At 73.6% G+C, this 17,397-nt stretch carries 17 protein-coding genes; 7 read left to right on the top strand and 10 right to left on the bottom strand.

Annotated features, from left to right (window positions below):
* Positions 1-114: 114 nt before the first annotated feature.
* From alr to ACGFS9_RS16910, 3 genes are all read right to left on the bottom strand, one after another.
* Complete coding sequence (alr, locus tag ACGFS9_RS16920) at positions 115-1,287, bottom strand: alanine racemase (RefSeq protein ID WP_393253916.1); 1,173 nt, start codon at positions 1,285-1,287, stop codon at positions 115-117.
* A gap of 80 nt (positions 1,288-1,367) precedes the next feature.
* Entirely contained in the window at positions 1,368-2,798 is a 1,431-nt protein-coding gene (locus ACGFS9_RS16915; protein ID WP_393253914.1) for an NAD(P)H-hydrate dehydratase, read from the bottom strand.
* A gap of 176 nt (positions 2,799-2,974) precedes the next feature.
* The gene (locus ACGFS9_RS16910) at positions 2,975-3,346 is read right to left on the bottom strand and encodes a holo-ACP synthase (protein ID WP_393253912.1); all 372 of its coding nucleotides are present in this window, start codon (positions 3,344-3,346) and stop codon (positions 2,975-2,977) included.
* 151 nt (positions 3,347-3,497) lie between these two features.
* Between ACGFS9_RS16910 and ACGFS9_RS16905 the strand changes: the two genes are divergently transcribed.
* The 3 genes from ACGFS9_RS16905 to ACGFS9_RS16895 are packed head-to-tail and all read left to right on the top strand — an operon-like array spanning position 3,498 to position 6,240.
* Positions 3,498-4,484, top strand: a complete 987-nt coding sequence (locus ACGFS9_RS16905) for a hypothetical protein (protein ID WP_393253911.1) — start codon at positions 3,498-3,500, stop codon at positions 4,482-4,484.
* Positions 4,481-5,449, top strand: a complete 969-nt coding sequence (locus tag ACGFS9_RS16900; RefSeq protein WP_393253909.1) for a hypothetical protein — start codon at positions 4,481-4,483, stop codon at positions 5,447-5,449. The genes ACGFS9_RS16905 and ACGFS9_RS16900 overlap by 4 nt, the downstream gene beginning before the upstream one ends.
* Positions 5,359-6,240 carry a hypothetical protein gene (locus tag ACGFS9_RS16895; protein WP_393253907.1) on the top strand — a complete coding sequence of 294 codons (882 nt, stop codon included), beginning with the start codon at positions 5,359-5,361 and terminating at the stop codon, positions 6,238-6,240. Before ACGFS9_RS16900 ends, ACGFS9_RS16895 begins: the two co-directional genes overlap by 91 nt.
* A 218-nt stretch (positions 6,241-6,458) precedes the next feature.
* Here the strand turns inward: ACGFS9_RS16895 and glmS are convergent, their stop codons facing one another.
* Both glmS and ACGFS9_RS16885 read right to left on the bottom strand, forming a co-directional pair.
* Positions 6,459-8,306, bottom strand: a complete 1,848-nt coding sequence (gene glmS, locus ACGFS9_RS16890) for a glutamine--fructose-6-phosphate transaminase (isomerizing) (RefSeq protein WP_393253905.1) — start codon at positions 8,304-8,306, stop codon at positions 6,459-6,461.
* Positions 8,307-8,401: 95 nt separating this feature from the next.
* Complete coding sequence (locus ACGFS9_RS16885; protein WP_393253903.1) at positions 8,402-9,196, bottom strand: hypothetical protein; 795 nt, start codon at positions 9,194-9,196, stop codon at positions 8,402-8,404.
* Positions 9,197-9,400: 204 nt separating this feature from the next.
* Between ACGFS9_RS16885 and ACGFS9_RS16880 the strand changes: the two genes are divergently transcribed.
* From ACGFS9_RS16880 to ACGFS9_RS16870, 3 genes are read left to right on the top strand one after another with little or no spacing between them, the layout of a single operon-like run.
* Positions 9,401-9,541 (top strand): hypothetical protein, encoded by a 141-nt coding sequence (locus tag ACGFS9_RS16880; protein WP_393253901.1) that lies wholly within the window; start codon positions 9,401-9,403, stop codon positions 9,539-9,541.
* A 45-nt stretch (positions 9,542-9,586) separates the two neighbouring features.
* A complete protein-coding gene (coaA, locus tag ACGFS9_RS16875) occupies positions 9,587-10,576 on the top strand; it encodes a type I pantothenate kinase (protein ID WP_393253900.1) in 990 nt (329 codons plus the stop codon).
* Positions 10,577-10,592: 16 nt separating this feature from the next.
* Positions 10,593-11,534, top strand: a complete 942-nt coding sequence (locus tag ACGFS9_RS16870; RefSeq protein WP_393253898.1) for a DUF389 domain-containing protein — start codon at positions 10,593-10,595, stop codon at positions 11,532-11,534.
* Between the two features lie 176 nt (positions 11,535-11,710).
* On the opposite strand, the gene glmM is transcribed toward ACGFS9_RS16870, so the two are convergent.
* The 3 genes from glmM to rplM form a co-directional block, all read right to left on the bottom strand.
* Positions 11,711-13,069, bottom strand: coding sequence for a phosphoglucosamine mutase (gene glmM / locus ACGFS9_RS16865; protein WP_393253896.1), 1,359 nt, complete (start codon positions 13,067-13,069; stop codon positions 11,711-11,713).
* A 195-nt stretch (positions 13,070-13,264) separates the two neighbouring features.
* Positions 13,265-13,786 (bottom strand): 30S ribosomal protein S9, encoded by a 522-nt coding sequence (gene rpsI / locus ACGFS9_RS16860; protein WP_393253894.1) that lies wholly within the window; start codon positions 13,784-13,786, stop codon positions 13,265-13,267.
* 42 nt (positions 13,787-13,828) lie between these two features.
* Positions 13,829-14,272 (bottom strand): 50S ribosomal protein L13, encoded by a 444-nt coding sequence (gene rplM, locus ACGFS9_RS16855; protein ID WP_393253892.1) that lies wholly within the window; start codon positions 14,270-14,272, stop codon positions 13,829-13,831.
* A 677-nt stretch (positions 14,273-14,949) separates the two neighbouring features.
* Between rplM and ACGFS9_RS16850 the strand changes: the two genes are divergently transcribed.
* Positions 14,950-15,837, top strand: a complete 888-nt coding sequence (locus ACGFS9_RS16850; protein ID WP_393253890.1) for a hypothetical protein — start codon at positions 14,950-14,952, stop codon at positions 15,835-15,837.
* A 46-nt stretch (positions 15,838-15,883) separates the two neighbouring features.
* Here the strand turns inward: ACGFS9_RS16850 and truA are convergent, their stop codons facing one another.
* Both truA and rplQ read right to left on the bottom strand, forming a co-directional pair.
* Positions 15,884-16,750: a tRNA pseudouridine(38-40) synthase TruA gene (gene truA / locus ACGFS9_RS16845; protein ID WP_393253889.1), complete on the bottom strand. Its 867-nt coding sequence runs from the start codon at positions 16,748-16,750 to the stop codon at positions 15,884-15,886.
* A gap of 91 nt (positions 16,751-16,841) precedes the next feature.
* Positions 16,842-17,339, bottom strand: a complete 498-nt coding sequence (gene rplQ, locus ACGFS9_RS16840; protein WP_393253888.1) for a 50S ribosomal protein L17 — start codon at positions 17,337-17,339, stop codon at positions 16,842-16,844.
* Positions 17,340-17,397: the final 58 nt, after the last annotated feature.

Here is a 17,397-nt window from a genome sequence, read left to right as displayed (position 1 = left end):
CGTCGGCACGCGTCCGCGAGCCCTCCGGCCCGGCTCCCCGTCGCGCGCACGCGGCCCGCGCGGCGAGGGTTTCCGCCCGCCGCGCGCCCGCACACCGTGCGGTCCCCCGGGGTGCTACCCCACTTGTTCCTCGTTCACCTTCACGTGGACACGGGGAACGCGGGTTCCGATGCGCGTGACGATCTCGTACCCGATCGTGCCCGCGGCCCGGGCCCAGTCCTCCACCGTCGGTTCCCCCTGGTCGCCCGGGCCGAACAGGACCGCCCGCGCGCCCGGCTCCGGCTCGTCACCGCCGAGGTCGACGACGAACTGGTCCATGGCCACCCGGCCCGCGACCGTCCGCCACTTGCCCGCGACCAGCACCGGGCCGGTGCCGGAGGCGTGCCGCGGGATGCCGTCCGCGTAGCCGACGGGGACCAGGCCGAGGGTCGTGGCACCGGGGGTGAGGTAGTGGTGGCCGTAGCTCACGCCGTGCCCGGCCGGGGCGTGCTTGACGAGGGCCAGCGAGGCGCTCAGCGTCATCACCGGCCGCAGCCCGAAGTCGCCCGGGGTGCCGACCTCGGGGCTCGGCGAGATCCCGTAGACCGCGATGCCGGTCCGCACCAGGTCGAAGTGGCTCTCCGGGAGCGTCAGCGTCGCCGGCGAGTTGGCGATGTGCCGCACCTCGGGCCGCACGCCCTGCCGCTCGGCGTGGGCCACCATCTCGCGGAACAGGGCGAGCTGCGCCTGGATCGAGGGGTGTCCCGGTTCGTCGGCGCAGGCGAGGTGCGACCACAGGCCGGTGACGGTGACGAGCCCGCGGGCCTCGGCGGCACGGGCCGCGGTGACCAGCTCCGCCCAGTCGTCGGGCTGGCAGCCGCCGCGGCCCAGCCCGGTGTCGGCCTTCAGCTGCACCCGGGCGGGCGTGCCGACCGCCTCGGCGGCGGCGGTGACCTCGCGCAGCGCCCACAGACCGCCGACCGACACGTCGAGGTCGGCCTCGATCGCCTCCGCCCAGGGGCCGCCCGGGGTCCACAGCCAGCACATGATGCGACCCGGGATGCCGGCGGCGCGCAGCGCGAGCGCCTCCTCCGGGGTGGCCGTGCCGAGCCAGGTGGCGCCCGCCGCACGGGCCGCGCGGGCGCACGGGACCGCGCCGTGGCCGTACGCGTCGGACTTGACCACGGCCATCAGCGCCGCGGTCGGCGCGTGGGCGCGCAAGGCCCGCACGTTGGCGCGCAGGGCGGCCAGATCGATCTCGGCGCGGGCGCGCAGCGGCGCGGTCCCCGGGTGTGCTGTCTCTGTCATCGCGCCCAGTCTCTCAGAGGGCCCCGGCAGCGCTCCGGCAGCGGCCCCGGACGGGGCCGCCCCGCGCGGGACCCGTTCGTTCAGCCCGTCACGTCGCGCCAGGCGGCCGGGACGGCGGCGGCCACGTCGTGGGCGCCGGCGGGGGCGCCGTCCGCCGCGAACCGGCCCGCGAGACCGTGCAGGTAGGCGGCCACACTGCCCGCGTCCAGCGCGGACAGCCCCGACGCCAGCAGCGATCCGGCGAGCCCCGACAGGACGTCCCCGCTGCCGGCGGTGGCCAGCCACGCCGTGCCGGTCGCGTTCGCCCGCACCGGGCCGCCGACCGGACCGCAGACCAGGGTGGTGGCGCCCTTGAGCAGCACCGTCGCACCGTAGAGCCCCGCCAGCTCCCGCACGGACGCCAGCCGCGCCTCCTCCACCGCCTCGCGCGCCACCCCGAGCAGCGCGGCGGCCTCACCCGCGTGCGGGGTCATCAGCGTGGGCGCGGTGCGGGCCCGCACCGCCTCCCGGTCGGCGAGCCGGAGCCCGTCGGCGTCGATCAGGACCGGGACGTCCGCGGCGAGCACCTCCGCCACCGCCGAGGCGTCCTCGCCGATGCCGGGGCCCACCACCCACGCCTGCACGCGGCCCGCCTTCGCGGGCCCCTGGCCGGAGACCAGCGTCTCGGGGAAGCGCGCGATGACGGCGTCCGCGGCGGGGCCGACGTAGCGCACCGCTCCGGCTCCGCCGCGCAGCGCGCCGGACACGGCGAGCACCGCGGCACCGGGATAGCGGGCCGACCCGGCGGCGATCCCGACGACCCCGCGCCGGTACTTGTCGCTGGCCGCGCCGGGCCGGGGCAGCCGGGCGGCGACGTCCGCGTGCTGGAGGGCCTCCAGGTCGGCCTGTTCCGGGAGGTCGAGCCCGATGTCGACGAGGTGGACGGCGCCGGCGAAGCCGCGCGCCGGATCGACCAGCAGCGCCGGCTTGTGGGTGCCGAAGGTGACGGTCAGGTCGGCGCGGACGGCGTCGCCGTGCACCTCCGCGGTGTCGGCCTCGACCCCGCTCGGCAGATCGACGGCGACCACCGCGGCGCGCGAGGCGTCGGCGAGTTCCGCGAGCCGTGCGGCGTCCGGCCGCAGTCCGCCCTTGCCGCCGATCCCGACGATCCCGTCCACGACGAGGTCGGCCCGGCGCAGCAGCGGTTCGGCGGCGTCGGGCCCCGTCGCCCGGCCCCCGGCGCGCAGCAGGGCGGCGAGCCCCGACGGGTGCGCCCGGCCGGGGGCGAGCAGCACCGCGGTGACGCCCGCTCCGCGCCGGGCGAGGCGCGCTCCGGCGTGGAGGGCGTCCCCTCCGTTGTCGCCGCTGCCCACCAGCAGCACCACCCGGCTGCCGTACACCCGGCCGAGCAGGTCCGCGCAGGCGGCGGCCAGTCCGGCGGCGGCCCGCTGCATCAACGCCCCCTCGGGGAGCCGGGCCATCAGCTCCCGTTCGGCGGCCCTCACCGTCTCCACGCTGTACGCAGTTCGCATGGTCACGAGTCTCCCGTACCCGGCACGGCGTGTCGCCCGCGCGGGCGCGACGGTCGAACGGGTCAGCGCGGGGCGCCGAACGGGCCCGTCCACGGTGATCCTCGCCTCGGGGGGCGGAACGGCCGCCCACCCCCGCGGGCACCGAGGGACCCCGATCCGGCGCCCGGCGCCCTGCTCTACCCCTCCGCCACCACCACCGCCGAGGCCACCCCGGCGTCGTGACTGAGCGACACATGCCAGGCCCGCACGCCCAGTTCGGCCGCGCAGGCGGCGACGGTGCCCTTCACCCGCAGGCGGGGCTGCCCGCTGGGCTCGACGCACACCTCCGCGTCCGTCCAGTGCAGCCCGGCGGGCGCGCCCAGCGCCTTGGCCAGCGCCTCCTTCGCCGCGAACCGCGCCGCCAGCGAGGCGACGCCCCGCCGCTCCCCGCTCGGCAGCAGCAACTCCCGCTCCACGAACAGGCGTTCGGCCAGACCCGGCGTCCTCTCCAGCGACGCCCGGAACCGGTCGATCTCCGCCACGTCGATACCGACCCCGATGATGCTCATGACGGCAGCCTACGGGCCGGCGGCACCGCGGGAGCCCGTGTCGACGATCGTGTCCACCCCCCTGCTAGCCTGCGGCGACTTCCATCCGAGCGCGCGTGCAGGGGGGCCTGCGGCTGCGCCGCTCGACCGAGTACGCCTGGGGGGCGCACGCGTGACCACTACGGCCGGCGGCATCAGCGGGGCACCGGACCGCTCCGCACCATCCCGTTCCCACCCGTCCGACACGCATCCCGACCTCGTCCCGCTGCGCGAGGCGGCGGCGCGCGGCGACTGGCCCGCCACGGCGGCGTTCTTCGCCCGGCTGGACACCGAGGAAGAGCGATCGTTCGCCTCGGGCCTGCTGGCGGAGGTCGACGGCGTGGAGGGCTACCTGGAGGCGGCCTCCGCGGATCACCCCGGCGACCCGCTGCCGCGCACCCTCCTCGCGGAGCGCTATGTCCACATCGGCTGGGCCATCCGCAGCCGCGCCATGGCCGAGCACGTCTCGCGGGAGCAGTTCACGTCGTTCCACTCCTGGCTGCGGCGCGCCGAACAGGTGCTGATCGAGGTGTGCGCGGAACATCCCGCGTCCGCTCACGCCTGGACGGTGCGCGTGACCACGGCACGCGGGCTGGAGCTCGGGGCCGCGGAGGCCCGACGGCGCTACGACCGGCTGTCCGCCCATCATCCGCACCACTACCCGGCGCAGACCCAGCTCCTCCAGAACGTCTACCCGAAGTGGGGCGGATCCTGGGAGGCGGCCCACGGTTTCGCACGCGAGTGCGCGACCGAGGCTCCCGACGGCTCCCACGCGGGCGCCCTGGTGGCCACCGCCCACGTGGAGCACTGGGCCGAGCTGGAAGGCGCCCGGCGCGCGACGTACCTGCGAGACGTGGCGATCCGCGACGACCTCCGGTTCGCCGCCCGGGTGTCGGTGCTGCACCCCGCGTACCGGCCGCGCTTCCACGGAACCGGCGCGCACGGCGTGTTCGCCCTCGCCTTCGCGCTCGGCGGTCACCACGCCGACGCCCTGCCCCACTTCCGCGAACTCGACGCCCCGCCCCCGGATTCCCCTTGGCACTACTTCTCCGATCCACCGGCCGTCTTCGCCAAGTACCGCCACGCCGCCCTGTCCGCCGCCCGGGGGGAGTCCCGATGACGACCGAGATCGCCGACACCGCGTCCGACGGCCCCTCCGGCCCCGCACCGGAGCAGTCCGCCCTCGTCCACCGCACCACCACCCAGGGCATCCCCACGTTCCACGCGGCCCGCCGCGGCGAGATCACCGCGGGACTGTTCTTCCGGGTGGGACGCGCCGACGAGACGCTCGCGACGACCGGCATCACCCATCTCGTCGAGCACCTCGCCCTGCACCGGGCGAACCTGAGCGACGTCCACCACAACGGCGCGACCGCGGACACCTACACCCTCTTCCATGTCACCGGCAGCGAGGAGGAGGTGGTCGACCACCTCAACGGTGTCTGCGCCGCCCTGGGCGACCTGCCGCTGCACCGGCTGGAGACCGAGAAGGAGATCCTGCGGACGGAGTCGGCGAGCCGCGGCACGGGCCCGCACCACGGCATGCCGCTGTGGCGGTACGGGGCGCAGGGATTCGGCCTGTCGTCCTATCGGGAAATGGGCACCTGGCGGCTGACCGCCGACGAGGTGCGGGACTGGGCACGCGCCCACTTCACCCGGGACAACGCCGCACTGTGGATCACCAGCGACCACGTGCCGGAGGGCCTGGACCTGACGCTGCCCGCGGGAACCCTGCGGCCCACCCCCGCCCCGACGAGCGCGCTGCCGGTCACTCCGGCCTACATCCGCGGCGAGGACGGCCACGTCGTGTTCGACGCCGTCGTCCCCCGCACCACCGCGGCGTCCGTCTTCGCCGACGTCCTCGGCCGCGCCCTGTTCCAGGACCTGCGCCAGGAGGTTACTCCTACACCGCGGAGTGCCACTACGCGCCCCGCGACGCCGGGTACGCCACGCTCACCGCGTACGCCGACGCGCTGGAACACAAGCAGGACGCGGTGGTCGGCGGTTTCATCGACGTCCTCGCGCGGATGCGGGCCGGCCGGATCGAGCAGGCCGAGCTCGACTCCGCGCGCGCCAGGGCCCTGAAGGCGTACGACACCCCGGAACTCGGCGCCGCGCTGCTCCCCTCGTACGCCCTGGGACTGCTCCAGGGGCGGGAACCGGAGAGCCCGGCGGACCTCCGCAGGGAGCTGACCGCGGTGACCGTCGACGACCTGCGCGAGGTCGCCCGGGAGGTGTGGTCGACCGGTCTGCTCCAAGTGCCCCGGCGCGGCGCGGACTGGGCCGGCTTCACCCTCGCCCCGCACTACGCGGAGCACGCGCTGAACGGCACGCGGCACCGGTCGCTCGAAGACGCCGACGTCACCCTGGTCATCGGCGAGGAGGGCGTCTCGCTGACGGCGCCGGGCGGCCCCGTGACGGTGCGATACGACGCCTGCGCCGCGATGACCACGCGCCCCGACGGCGCCCGCGTCCTGACCGGACTCGACGGTTTCTCCGTCACCGTCGAACCGACCCTGTACCAGGGGGTGACTCCCGAACGGATCGCCGTGATGGACGCGGCCGTGCCGGCCGCCGCACGGGTGGGCCTGCCGGCCAGGGACCCGGAACACATTCCCGGACCACCCGCGCGCAAGCCGTCTCCCGCGAAGGCCGCCGCGCGGCTGAACGGGCGCGGCAACGCCTGGGCGGCGACGGTGCGGAGCTGGCCCGTTCCGCTGATCCTGATCATCGCCCTGGACGTGGTCTTCGGCGTGGGGATGCTGATCTCCGTCGTCCACCACCCCCTCACCCTCGGGCGCGCCGTCCTGCCCACCATCGCGCTCGTGTACGCGACCCGCCGGGTGTACGCCCGGCACCGGCACCGAAACGGCTGACCTCCGGGGCCGTGCCCGGCCCTCCCGGGGCGGCACCTCCCCGTGCCGGGGGCCGCACCTCCCCGTGCCGGGGGCCGCACGTCCCCTGCGCAGGGCCGTACCCCCTTCTCCTGAAGGCCGCGCCCCCGCGTGCCCGGGGGCCGCACATCCCCGTGTCGAAGGCCGCACCCCCGCCTGCCGGGGGCCGCACCCCGGTGGGTGCGGCCCCCGGCCGGTGCTCACTCCACCGTCACGGACTTCGCGAGGTTCCGCGGCTGGTCGACCTCGTTGCCGCGGGCCGTCGCCAGCTCGCAGGCGAACACCTGGAGCGGGACCGTCGCCACCAGCGGCTGGAGCAGGGTCGGGGTGGCCGGGATGCGGATCAGGTGGTCGGCGTACGGGACGACCTCCTCGTCGCCCTCCTCCGCGATGACGATCGTGCGGGCGCCCCGGGCCCGGATCTCCTGGATGTTGGAGACGACCTTGTCGTGCAGGACCGAGCGCCCGCGCGGCGAGGGCGCGACGACCACGACGGGCAGGTCCTCCTCGATCAGCGCGATCGGCCCGTGCTTCAGCTCGCCCGCCGCGAAGCCCTCGGCGTGCATGTACGCCAGCTCCTTGAGCTTCAGGGCCCCTTCGAGTGCGACCGGATAGCCCACGTGCCGCCCGAGGAACAGCACCGTGTCCTTGTGTGCGAGGGAGCGCGCCAGCTCCCGCACCGGCTCCATGGTCTCCAGCACCCGCTCGACCTCCCGGGAGACGCGGGACAGCTCCCGGACCACCGCCCGGATCTCGTCGCCCCACTTGGTGCCGCGCACCTGGCCCAGGTACAGCGCGACGAGGTAGCAGGCCACGAGCTGGGTGAGGAAGGCCTTGGTGGAGGCCACCGCGACCTCCGGACCGGCGTGCGTGTAGAGCACCGCGTCGGACTCGCGCGGGATGGTCGAGCCGTTCGTGTTGCAGATCGCCAGCACCTTGGCGCCCTGCTCGCGGGCGTGCCGCAGCGCCATCAGCGTGTCCATCGTCTCGCCGGACTGCGAGATCGCGACGACCAGCGTCTGCCGGTCCAGGATCGGGTCCCGGTAGCGGAACTCGCTGGCCAGTTCCACCTCGCAGGGCATCCGCGTCCAGTGCTCGATGGCGTACTTGGCGATCAGCCCGGCGTGGAAGGCGGTGCCGCAGGCGACGATGACGACCTTGTCGATCTCACGGAGGGTGCGGGCCGGGATGCGCACCTCGTCCAGGGACAGCGACCCGGCGGCGTCGATCCGGCCGAGGAGGGTGTCGGCGACCGCCTTGGGCTGCTCGGCGATCTCCTTGAGCATGAAGTAGTCGTAGCCGCCCTTCTCCGCCGCCGACGCGTCCCAGTCCACGTGGTACGAGCGCACCTCGGCGGGGCTGCCGTCGAACCCGGTGACGGTGACACCCTCCCGGCGCAGCTCGACGACCTGGTCCTGTCCCAGTTCGATCGCCGAGCGGGTGTGGGCGATGAACGCGGCGACGTCGGAGGCCAGGAACGCCTCGCCGTCGCCGACCCCGACCACCAGCGGCGAGTTGCGGCGGGCGCCCACGACGACGTCCGGGGCGTCCGCGTCGACCGCGACCAGGGTGAACGCGCCCTCCAGGCGCCGGCACACCAGCCGCATCGCCTCGGCGAGGTCCGCGCACGAGGAGAACGCCTCGGCGAGCAGGTGGGCGACGACCTCGGTGTCCGTCTCGGAGGCCAGGTCGTGGCCCCGCTCGGCCAGTTCGGCGCGGAGCGGCGCGAAGTTCTCGATGATGCCGTTGTGCACGACGGCGACCCGGCCCGCGTTGTCGAGGTGCGGATGCGCGTTGGCGTCCGTCGGCCCTCCGTGGGTGGCCCAGCGGGTGTGCCCGATCGCCGTCGTCCCGGCCGGCAGCGGCCGGTCGGCCAGTTCCTTCTCCAGGTTGACGAGCTTCCCGGCCCGCTTGGCGGCGGCGAGGCCCCCGTCCGCCAGGACGGCGACGCCCGCCGAGTCGTATCCCCGGTACTCCAGCCGCTTCAGTCCGGCCATCACCACGTCGAGCGCCGACTGCGACCCCACATATCCCACGATTCCGCACATGGCGGCAGCGTACGGGCCGGTACCGCTCCGATACCGTCATTCCGTGCCCGATATCGGAAATTCCGCCGGGCGCGCGGGGCGCCCGGCGGACGGGATCAGCCGAGCTTGGCGAGCTGCGCCTGGACGATCTCCTCGGGGAAGTCGAAGTCCTTGCCGCTGGCGGCCGAGGCGATGTTGACGGCCGGGAGGTACGCGACGGTGGCGCCCTTGCGGACGACGACACCCTTGACCGGCGCCTTGACGCCCTCCTCCGCGTCCACGGTGGAGGTCAGCGCGAGCGCCTCGTCGGCGCCCTGGGGGGCGTCGGTCGTGGCGACCTTGACGATACGGGTCTTGTCGCCGCCCACGGCGAACCCGTACCCGCCGGCGCACTTCTTGGCGGCCTCGGCGAGGTCCTTCATCGCCTGCTCGGCGCCCCCGTCGTCGTAGGAGGCGAGCGTCACCACGACCTTGGCCCGGTCCACGGCGGCGAGCATCGCCTCCTCGGCGCTCGCTCCCTCGGCGGGCTTCTCGGCGTCGCCCGTCCACGAGCGCTTCACGGTGGCCGCGGGCTTGCCGACGTAGGAGCCCACCTGGAGGTACGCGAGCGGCGCGCAGGCCGCGTCGTCCGTCTTCGCCTTGTCCTGTGCGATGTCGTCCTGCGCCGGGACCTTGGTGACGACCTTGCCGCTCTCGACGTCGGCCTGCGTGAGTGCGGCCTTCTCCAACTCGGCGGCACTGAGCGCCTTGGCGGGGGCCGGGGCGGCGGAGGACGCCGTGCCGGCCGGGGTGGCCTTGCCGTCGCCGGCGCCGTCCGCGTCGTCGGAGGAACCGCCGCAGGCGGTGGCGAGCAGCGCGAGCGCGGCGGCGGAGGCGGCGAGGGCGGTACGGCGGACGGCGGTGGTTCGCATGACGGGAACTCTCTTCGAGGAGGACGACGGACGCCGCTCCGCGGCCGGCACCGGGCGCGGCGGCGCGCGCCGTCACACCGGCGCCCACACGTCCCCCCACCCCTGCGGCGCTCCGCGGAGCACCATCTCTTTCCTCGGACTTTACGTGAAACTGACCCAGCGACGATCATGGTTTTTCGCCCGGTGCCTGATCGTGACACCGCCGTGACCAGGCACGACGCGACCCGGAAGACGTCCTGCCGGCCCTCGGACCACCGCACCGGCAGGCGGTCCGCGGCGACCGGCGGCACGGCGGGCAACGAGGTCGCCGGCGCCCGCGGGGCGACCCGGCTCCGCCCCGCGTGACGCACCCCACCCGCCCGGCTCCGCGAATGCCGGTAACAATGGAACGTGATCTCTCCGGTCTCCTCGTCGCCGCGGAGCGCCCACCGGTCCAAGCCGGAGGCGACTCCCTACGTCGACCTCACCCGTGCCGAGTGGAGCGTGCTGCGCGAGAAGACGCCGCTCCCGCTGAACGCCGAGGAGGTCGAGAAGCTGCGCGGCCTGGGCGATGTCATCGACCTCGACGAGGTGCGGGACATCTACCTGCCGCTGTCCCGGCTCCTGAACCTCTACGTCGGCGCCACCGACGGGCTCCGCGGCGCCCTGAACACCTTCCTCGGCGAGAAGGGCTCCCAGGCGGGCACCCCGTTCGTCATAGGGGTCGCCGGTTCGGTCGCGGTCGGCAAGTCCACCGTGGCCCGGCTGCTCCAGGCGCTGCTCTCCCGCTGGCCCGAGCACCCCCGGGTCGAACTGGTCACCACCGACGGCTTCCTGCTCCCGACCCGGGAACTGGAGGCGCGCGGCCTGATGTCCCGCAAGGGGTTCCCCGAGTCCTACGACCGGCGGGCCCTGACCCGCTTCGTCGCCGACATCAAGGCGGGCAAGGACGAGGTGTCCGCACCCGTGTACTCGCACCTCATCTACGACATCGTGCCCGGCCGGCGGCTCACCGTCCGCCGCCCCGACATCCTCATCGTCGAGGGCCTGAACGTGCTCCAGCCCGCCCTGCCCGGCAAGGACGGCCGCACCCGCGTCGGCCTCGCGGACTACTTCGACTTCAGCGTGTACGTCGACGCCCGCGCCGAGGACATCGAACGCTGGTACCTCAACCGCTTCCGCAAGCTGCGCGCGACCGCCTTCCAGAACCCCGACTCCTACTTCCGCAAGTACACCCAGGTCTCCGAGGAGGAGGCCCTCGACTACGCGCGCACCACCTGGCGCACCATCAACAAGCCCAACCTGCTGGAGAACGTGGCCCCCACCCGCGGCCGGGCGACCCTGGTGGTGCGCAAGGGCGCGGATCACAAGGTGCAGCGCCTGAGCCTGCGCAAGCTCTGACCAGTACGCTGCCGCCATGCTGCATCTGCGTCTCATCACGCCCGCCGACCGGACCGACGACGTGGTGGGTCTGATCGGGCGGACGGTGGGGACCACGCACCTCGTCGTCCTCGCCGGCGCCGCCCGCGACCCGGCCGGCGACGTGGTGCTGTGCGACGTGGCCCGCGAGGCGGCCGACGAACTCATCGGCGGGCTGCGGAAGATGGGCATCGACCGTACGGGCTCGATCGCGGTGGAGGACATCGAGCTGTCGCTCTCGCGGTCCGCCGACGACGCGGAGGAGGAGGCCCCGGGCGAGGCCGCCGACGCGGTGCTGTGGGAGCAGTTGGAGGACGCCACCCACGAGGAGTCGACCATCTCGGTCACCTACGTCGCGTTCATCACCCTCGCGACGATGATCGCGGCCTGCGGTGTCGTGCTCGACAACGCGGTGCTGATCGTGGGCGCGATGGCCGTCGGCCCGGAGTTCGGCCCGCTGGCCGGCGTGTGCACGGCCATCGTGCAGCGCGAACCGCGCCTGGCCCTGCGCTCGTTGACGGCCCTGCTGGCCGGCTTCGCGATCGCCATGGCGGTGACCGTGCTGTTCAGCCTGTTCATGGACGGGGTCGACCTGTTCAGCGAGGCGAAGCTGGAGGGGGACCGTCCGAGCACGGCGTTCGTCTACGCGCCGGACTGGTTCTCGTTCGTCGTCGCGATGCTGGCGGGCGCCGCCGGCATGCTGTCGCTGACCTCCGCCAAGTCCGGGGCCCTGGTGGGGGTCGCCATCTCCGTGACGACCGTGCCCGCCGCCGCGAACGCCGCGGTCGCGCTGAGCTACGGCGACGCCGGCCAGACCTGGGGCTCCTCCAAGCAGTTGCTGTTCAACCTGCTCGGCATCCTCCTCGCGGGCACCCTCACCCTGCTCGCCCAGAAGGGGTTCTGGGCCCTCCAGCGCCGGCGCGAGCCCGCTCCTGCCTGAGCCCGCACCGCAGGGGCCCACCGGTCGGCCGCCGCCCACCGTCCGGGCGGCCTCCCCCGGGCCGCGCCCGCCCCACGGTGAGACCCGCCCGGCGGTGGGGCCCGCTCGGCAACGAGGCCCGGCGCCCCGGGTCGGGGTGCCGAGCCTCACCTCGCGGACAATGCGGCGCGGGAGCCTCAGCCCAGCGCCGACTTCACCGCGTCGGCCAGCCGCGCGGCCACCGAGCGGGCGTGCTCGATGTCGGCGGCCTCGACCATGACGCGGACCAGCGGCTCGGTGCCGGAGGGGCGCAGCAGCACCCGGCCGGTGGTGCCGAGTTCCCGCTCGGCGTCCGCGACGGCCGCGGCCAGCTCGGCGGAGGTCGCCACCCGCGTCCGGTCGACGTCGGGAACGTTGACGAGGACCTGCGGCAGCCGCTCCATGACCGCGGCGAGGTCGCGCAGCGTCCGGCCGCTCTGCGCGACCCGGGCGGCCAGCAGCAGACCGGTCAGCGTGCCGTCGCCGGTGGTGGCGTGGTCCAGGACGATGACGTGCCCGGACTGCTCGCCGCCGAGGGCGTAGCCGTGCCGCTTCATCTCCTCCAGCACGTAGCGGTCCCCGACCGCCGTCTGGACGAGGGAGAGACCTTCGCGCTCCATGGCCAGCTTGAAGCCCAGGTTGGACATGACCGTCGCGACGACGGTGCCGGAGCGCAGTGCGGAACGCTCTCGCATCGCCAGCGCGAGGACCGCCAGGATCTGGTCGCCGTCGATCTCCTCGCCCGTGTGGTCCACGGCGAGGCAGCGGTCGGCGTCGCCGTCGTGCGCGATGCCGAGGTCCGCGCCGTTCTCCACGACGGCGGCCTTGAGCAGGTCCAGGTGGGTGGAGCCGCAGCCGTCGTTGATGTTCAGCCCGTCGGGGGCCGCACCGATCGTGACGATCTCGGCGCCGGCCCGCGCGAACGCCTCGGGCGAGACCCGGGACGCGGCGCCGTGCGCCTCGTCCAGGACGACCTTCAGACCGTCGAGCCGGTTCGGCAGCACCCCGATGAGGTGGGCGACGTACTGGTCGAAGCCCTGGTCGTAGCTCTTCACCCGGCCGACGCCCGCGCCGGTGGGGCGGTCCCAGGGAGCGCCGGTGCGGTGCTCCTCGTAGACGCCCTCGATGCGGTCCTCCAGCTCGTCGGCGAGCTTGTGCCCGCCGCGGGCGAAGAACTTGATGCCGTTGTCGGGCATGGCGTTGTGGCTGGCGGAGAGCATCACGCCGAGGTCGGCGCCGAGCGCGCCGGTGAGGTACGCCACCGCCGGGGTGGGCAGCACACCGACCCGCAGGACGTCCACGCCCGCGCTGGCCAGGCCGGCGACCACGGCGGCCTCCAGGAACTCCCCGGACGCGCGCGGGTCCCGCCCGACCACCGCCACCGGCCGGTGCCCCTCGAAGGTTCCCGCCTCGGCGAGCACGTGCGCCGCCGCGACCGAGAGCCCGAGCGCCAGCTCGGCCGTCAGATCCGCGTTGGCGACACCGCGCACGCCGTCCGTGCCGAAGAGTCGTCCCACTTGTCCTCCTGAGGAAGCTTCAGAGTGCGAAAGTCCCCCCGAAGAATACGGAGGTCATCCGATCACACGAGCCTTTGAGCACCTGGTGCCGTTATACGCCCGGCCCTGTGATAAACGAACGCCCCGGCGGCACTGTGGCGTGCCGCCGGGGCGTTCGAAGCTACGCGTAGGACGCGTACGAGCAGGCAGCGAAGCTTAGCGCTTGCTGTACTGCGGAGCCTTGCGGGCCTTCTTGAGACCGGCCTTCTTGCGCTCGACCGCACGGTCGTCGCGCTTGAGGTAGCCGGCCTTCTTGAGGGCGCCGCGGTTGTTGTCCACGTCGGCCTCGTTCAGCGCGCGGGCCACGCCGAGGCGCAGGGCACCGGCCTGACCGGAGACGCCGCCACCCGAGATGCGGGCGATGACGTCGTAGCGGCCGTCCAGCTCGAGCACCTTGAAGGGCTCGTTGACTTCCTGCTGGTGGACCTTGTTCGGGAAGTAGTCCTCGAGCGTGCGCCCGTTGACCTTCCACTTGCCGGAGCCCGGGACGATCCGGACGCGGGCGATGGCGTTCTTGCGACGGCCCAGGCCGGCGGCCGGCTGCGGGTCGCCGAAGCGGCCGGCGAGCGACTCCGAGGTGTACTCGCCCTCGACGGGCACCTCGGACTCGGTGGTGTAGTTCTCGACGTCGACGAGCTCAGTCTCTTCGACCGGCTGCTCAACAGTGGTCTCGGCCACGATTCTCCTCAGATTTCTTTACGTCTTAGGGGGTGGCCGGAACTACTGCGCGACCTGGGTGATCTCGAACGGGACCGGCTGCTGCGCAGCGTGCGGGTGGTTCTCGCCCGCGTAGACCTTCAGCTTCGAGAGCACCTGACGGCCGAGGGAGTTCTTGGGAACCATGCCCTTGATGGCCTTCTCGACGGCCTTCTCGGGGTTCTTCTCCAGCAGCTCGTCGTAACGGACGGAGCGCAGACCACCCGGGTAGCCGGAGTGGCGGTACGCCAGCTTCTGGGTCTTCTTGTTGCCGGAGAGGTGCACCTTGTCCGCGTTGATGATGATGACGAAGTCACCAGCGTCGACGTGGGGGGCGTAGATCGGCTTGTGCTTGCCCCGCAGGATGTTCGCAGCAGTGGTCGCCAGACGACCCAGGACGACATCCTGGGCGTCGATGACGTACCACTGGCGAGTGATGTCGCCGGGCTTGGGGCTGTACGTACGCACGGTCGTAGCCTTCGCTTCTTCAGTGAGTGGGTCCTGACATGGCCACCACGGACGATCACGACAGCCCTGACCGCACTGCGGTGACGCATACCGCGTGCTGGTCGCTGGTCATCGGCCCCGGTGGACCGGTGTAAGGGCCCCTCACGTGAGAATGAGCAAGCCAATACACATAACGAACCGCTAGCTTACCGGGGCGCCCCGGACGGGTCAAAACGCGCGTGATCACACCCGTGTGGTCCCGTGCCACCGCCGCTGGGCGACGAGGGGGCCGGGACCGCCGGGCGCGGGGTCCCGGCGGTGCCGGAGGGCCGGGGCCGCGGTCGTCAGCACCAGGGTAAGGCAGTCCGGGAACGCCCGCCGGGTCACCGGCTCCAGCCAGGGCCGGCCGGCTCCGGGCACCTGCGACACCAGCGCGAGATGTCCCTTTCGTCCATCCGCATCCGGCTCACGCCACGGGCCGCCCCCCGCTTCCCGGCGGACCAGCGCGCGGGGCCGGACGCGGTACCCCGGACGGTGCGGGCCACTGCCATACAGGGCCGATCCGGGGCGTTCCGGCACCGCCGCGCGGCGCCGGGGCCCGTGCCGCCCGCCCGCCGGGCGACACCGGAGCCCCGCCGGGGCCCTCCTGCTCGCCGGACCGCGTCGACAGCGCCCAACGCCCGTCTAAGATGCGGCGCATGAGTTATGGGCAGGGTGGGCAGGGGCAGGCCCCGTGGGACCCCTGGAAGCCGGGTTCACAGCAACCGTCGCAGTGGGGCGGCCGGCAGGGCGACGCGAGCCCCGACTGGGCCGCGCTCGCCGAGGCTTCCGAGACGCGCAACAAGCGGCGCAGGCTGCTGTTCATCGTGGGCGGCGCGGTGGCCACGGTGGCGATCGGCGCGGCGGTCGCGATGGCCGTCGTGAACGCGGGCGGCGGCAATCAGGCGTCCAACCAGCCGTCCAACCTGCCCGCCACCGCGGACATCCCGAGCTCCACGGAGCCGGCGCCGTCGTTCGAGCCGACCTCGGCTCCGCCGCCGCTCGACCCCGAGGAGTTCATATCCAGCGCGGGCAAGGACAAGGCGCCGCTGAGCCCGGACATCCTCTTCCCCGGCACCCAGCTCACCATGGGCGACCGCGTCTACCGCAAGGGCCCCACGGCCGACACCAAGGACTGTGCCTCGGCCGCGAAGGGCACCCTCGCGCCGGCCCTCACCAAGAACGGCTGCACCCGCATGCTGCGGGTCACCTACAGCAAGGACGGTGTCGCGGTCACCGTCGGCGTCGCGGTCTTCGACTCCCGGGCCGCGGCGGCCAAGGCCAAGAGCGACGCGGACAAGAAGAGCATCATCGCCTCGCTGTCCGGCAACGGCGTGAAGGCGTTCTGCGACGCGGCCGTCTGCCGCTCCACCACCAACTCCCTCGGCCGGTACGCCTACTTCACCCTCGCCGGCTTCACCGACGGCAAGGACGTGACGACCAAGGACACCGCCGTCTTCACGACCGGCAACGACATCGCCGAGTTCGCCTTCCGGCAGATCCGCCGCCGCGGCGAGGCCCAGGCGTCGGCCGCCGCCCGGAGTTGAGCACCCCCGGCGGGCGGCCGGTCCGGTCCCGGCCGCCCGCCGGCGGTCAGCAGCCCGCGCAGCCGTCCGCGCCGGGCAACGTGCGCCGGTTGCGCGCCTCCTTGTTGCGGGCGGCGAGCAACGCGTCCGCGGGGTAGCCGACCTCCTCCAGCGTCAGCCCGTGCGGGCGCACCACGTGGACGGCCGAGTCCCGCACGCCGGCGGCCAGCACCTTCGCCGGCCAGTCCGGGCCGCGGTGCCCGTCGCCCACGAACAGCAGGGCGCCGATCAGCGAGCGCACCATGTTGTGGCAAAAGGCGTCGGCGCGCACGGTGGCGGTGACGACACCGTCCGGCCCGCGTTCCAGGCCGAGTTCCTGAAGCGTGCGGATGGTCGTCGCGCCCTCCCGCTTCTTGCAGTACGCGGCGAAGTCGTGCTCCCCCAGCAGCCCGCGGGCGGCCTCGTTCATCGCGTCGACGTCCAACGGCCAGTCGTGCCACAGGACATGACTGCGCAGCAGCGGGTCGACGCCGCCGGGCCGGTCGGTGACCCGGTAGGCGTAGCGTCGCCACACCGCCGAGAACCGGGCGTTGAACCCCGCGGGCGCCTCGGTGAGCGACCACACCCGGACGTCCCGCGCGAGCCGCCCGGCGAGCCGCTTCAGCAGCTTCTCCCGGTGTTCGGCCCACACCTCCTCGGGCAGGTCGACGTGGGCCACCTGGCCGCGCGCGTGCACCCCGGCGTCGGTGCGCCCGGCCACGGTCAGCTCGTAGGTGGTGTCCCCGCTGCGGGTCACCGTCCGCAGCGCGTCCTCGATGTCGCCCTGGACGGTCCTGCGGCCACTGGCCTGCTTCGCCCATCCGGAGAACGCGCTCCCGTCGTAGGACAGGTCCATCCGCACCCGGACGCATCCGGGCTGTGCTTCGTCACTCACTCGTGGATCCTCTCAAGCCCGGCGTCCCTCGCCGGAACGCGAGAGCGGGCCCGCCCCGAAGGGACGGACCCGCTCACGGCAAGGCAGTGCCTCAGGCGTCCTTCGACTCCTCGGCCGGAGCCTCGGTGGCGTCGTCGGCCTTGGTCTCCTCGACCTTGGCCGGAGCCTCGGCGTCCTTGGCGGCACGCTTGGTCGCCGCCTCGGCCTCACCGGTGGCCTGCTGGGCCACGGTCAGGGCCTCCACCAGCTCGATGACGGCCATGGGCGCGTTGTCGCCACGGCGGTTACCGATCTTGGTGATACGGGTGTAGCCACCCGGGCGGTTCTCGTAGCGCGGGCCGATCTCGGTGAAGAGCGTGTGCACGATGCTCTTGTCCGTGATCACCGAGAGCACCTGCCGGCGGTTGTGAAGGTCGCCCTTCTTCGCCTTGGTGACCAGACGCTCCGCGTAGGGACGCAGACGACGGGCCTTGGCCTCGGTGGTGGTGATGCGGCCGTGCTCGAAGAGCGACTTCGCGAGGTTCGCGAGGAGCAGCTTCTCGTGCGCGGCGCTGCCGCCCATACGGGCACCCTTGGTGGGCTTCGGCATGGTGTTTCTCCTAGGTGTCTGCCCCGGCCGTATCAGGTACCGGGGTCAGTGTCCGAGC

The organism is Streptomyces sp. NPDC048566 (genome assembly GCF_043199735.1).
Classification (GTDB): Bacteria; Actinomycetota; Actinomycetes; order Streptomycetales; family Streptomycetaceae; genus Streptomyces.
The sequence above is the reverse complement of the archived record's forward strand: the minus strand, read 5'-3'. Positions and strand labels throughout refer to the sequence as shown.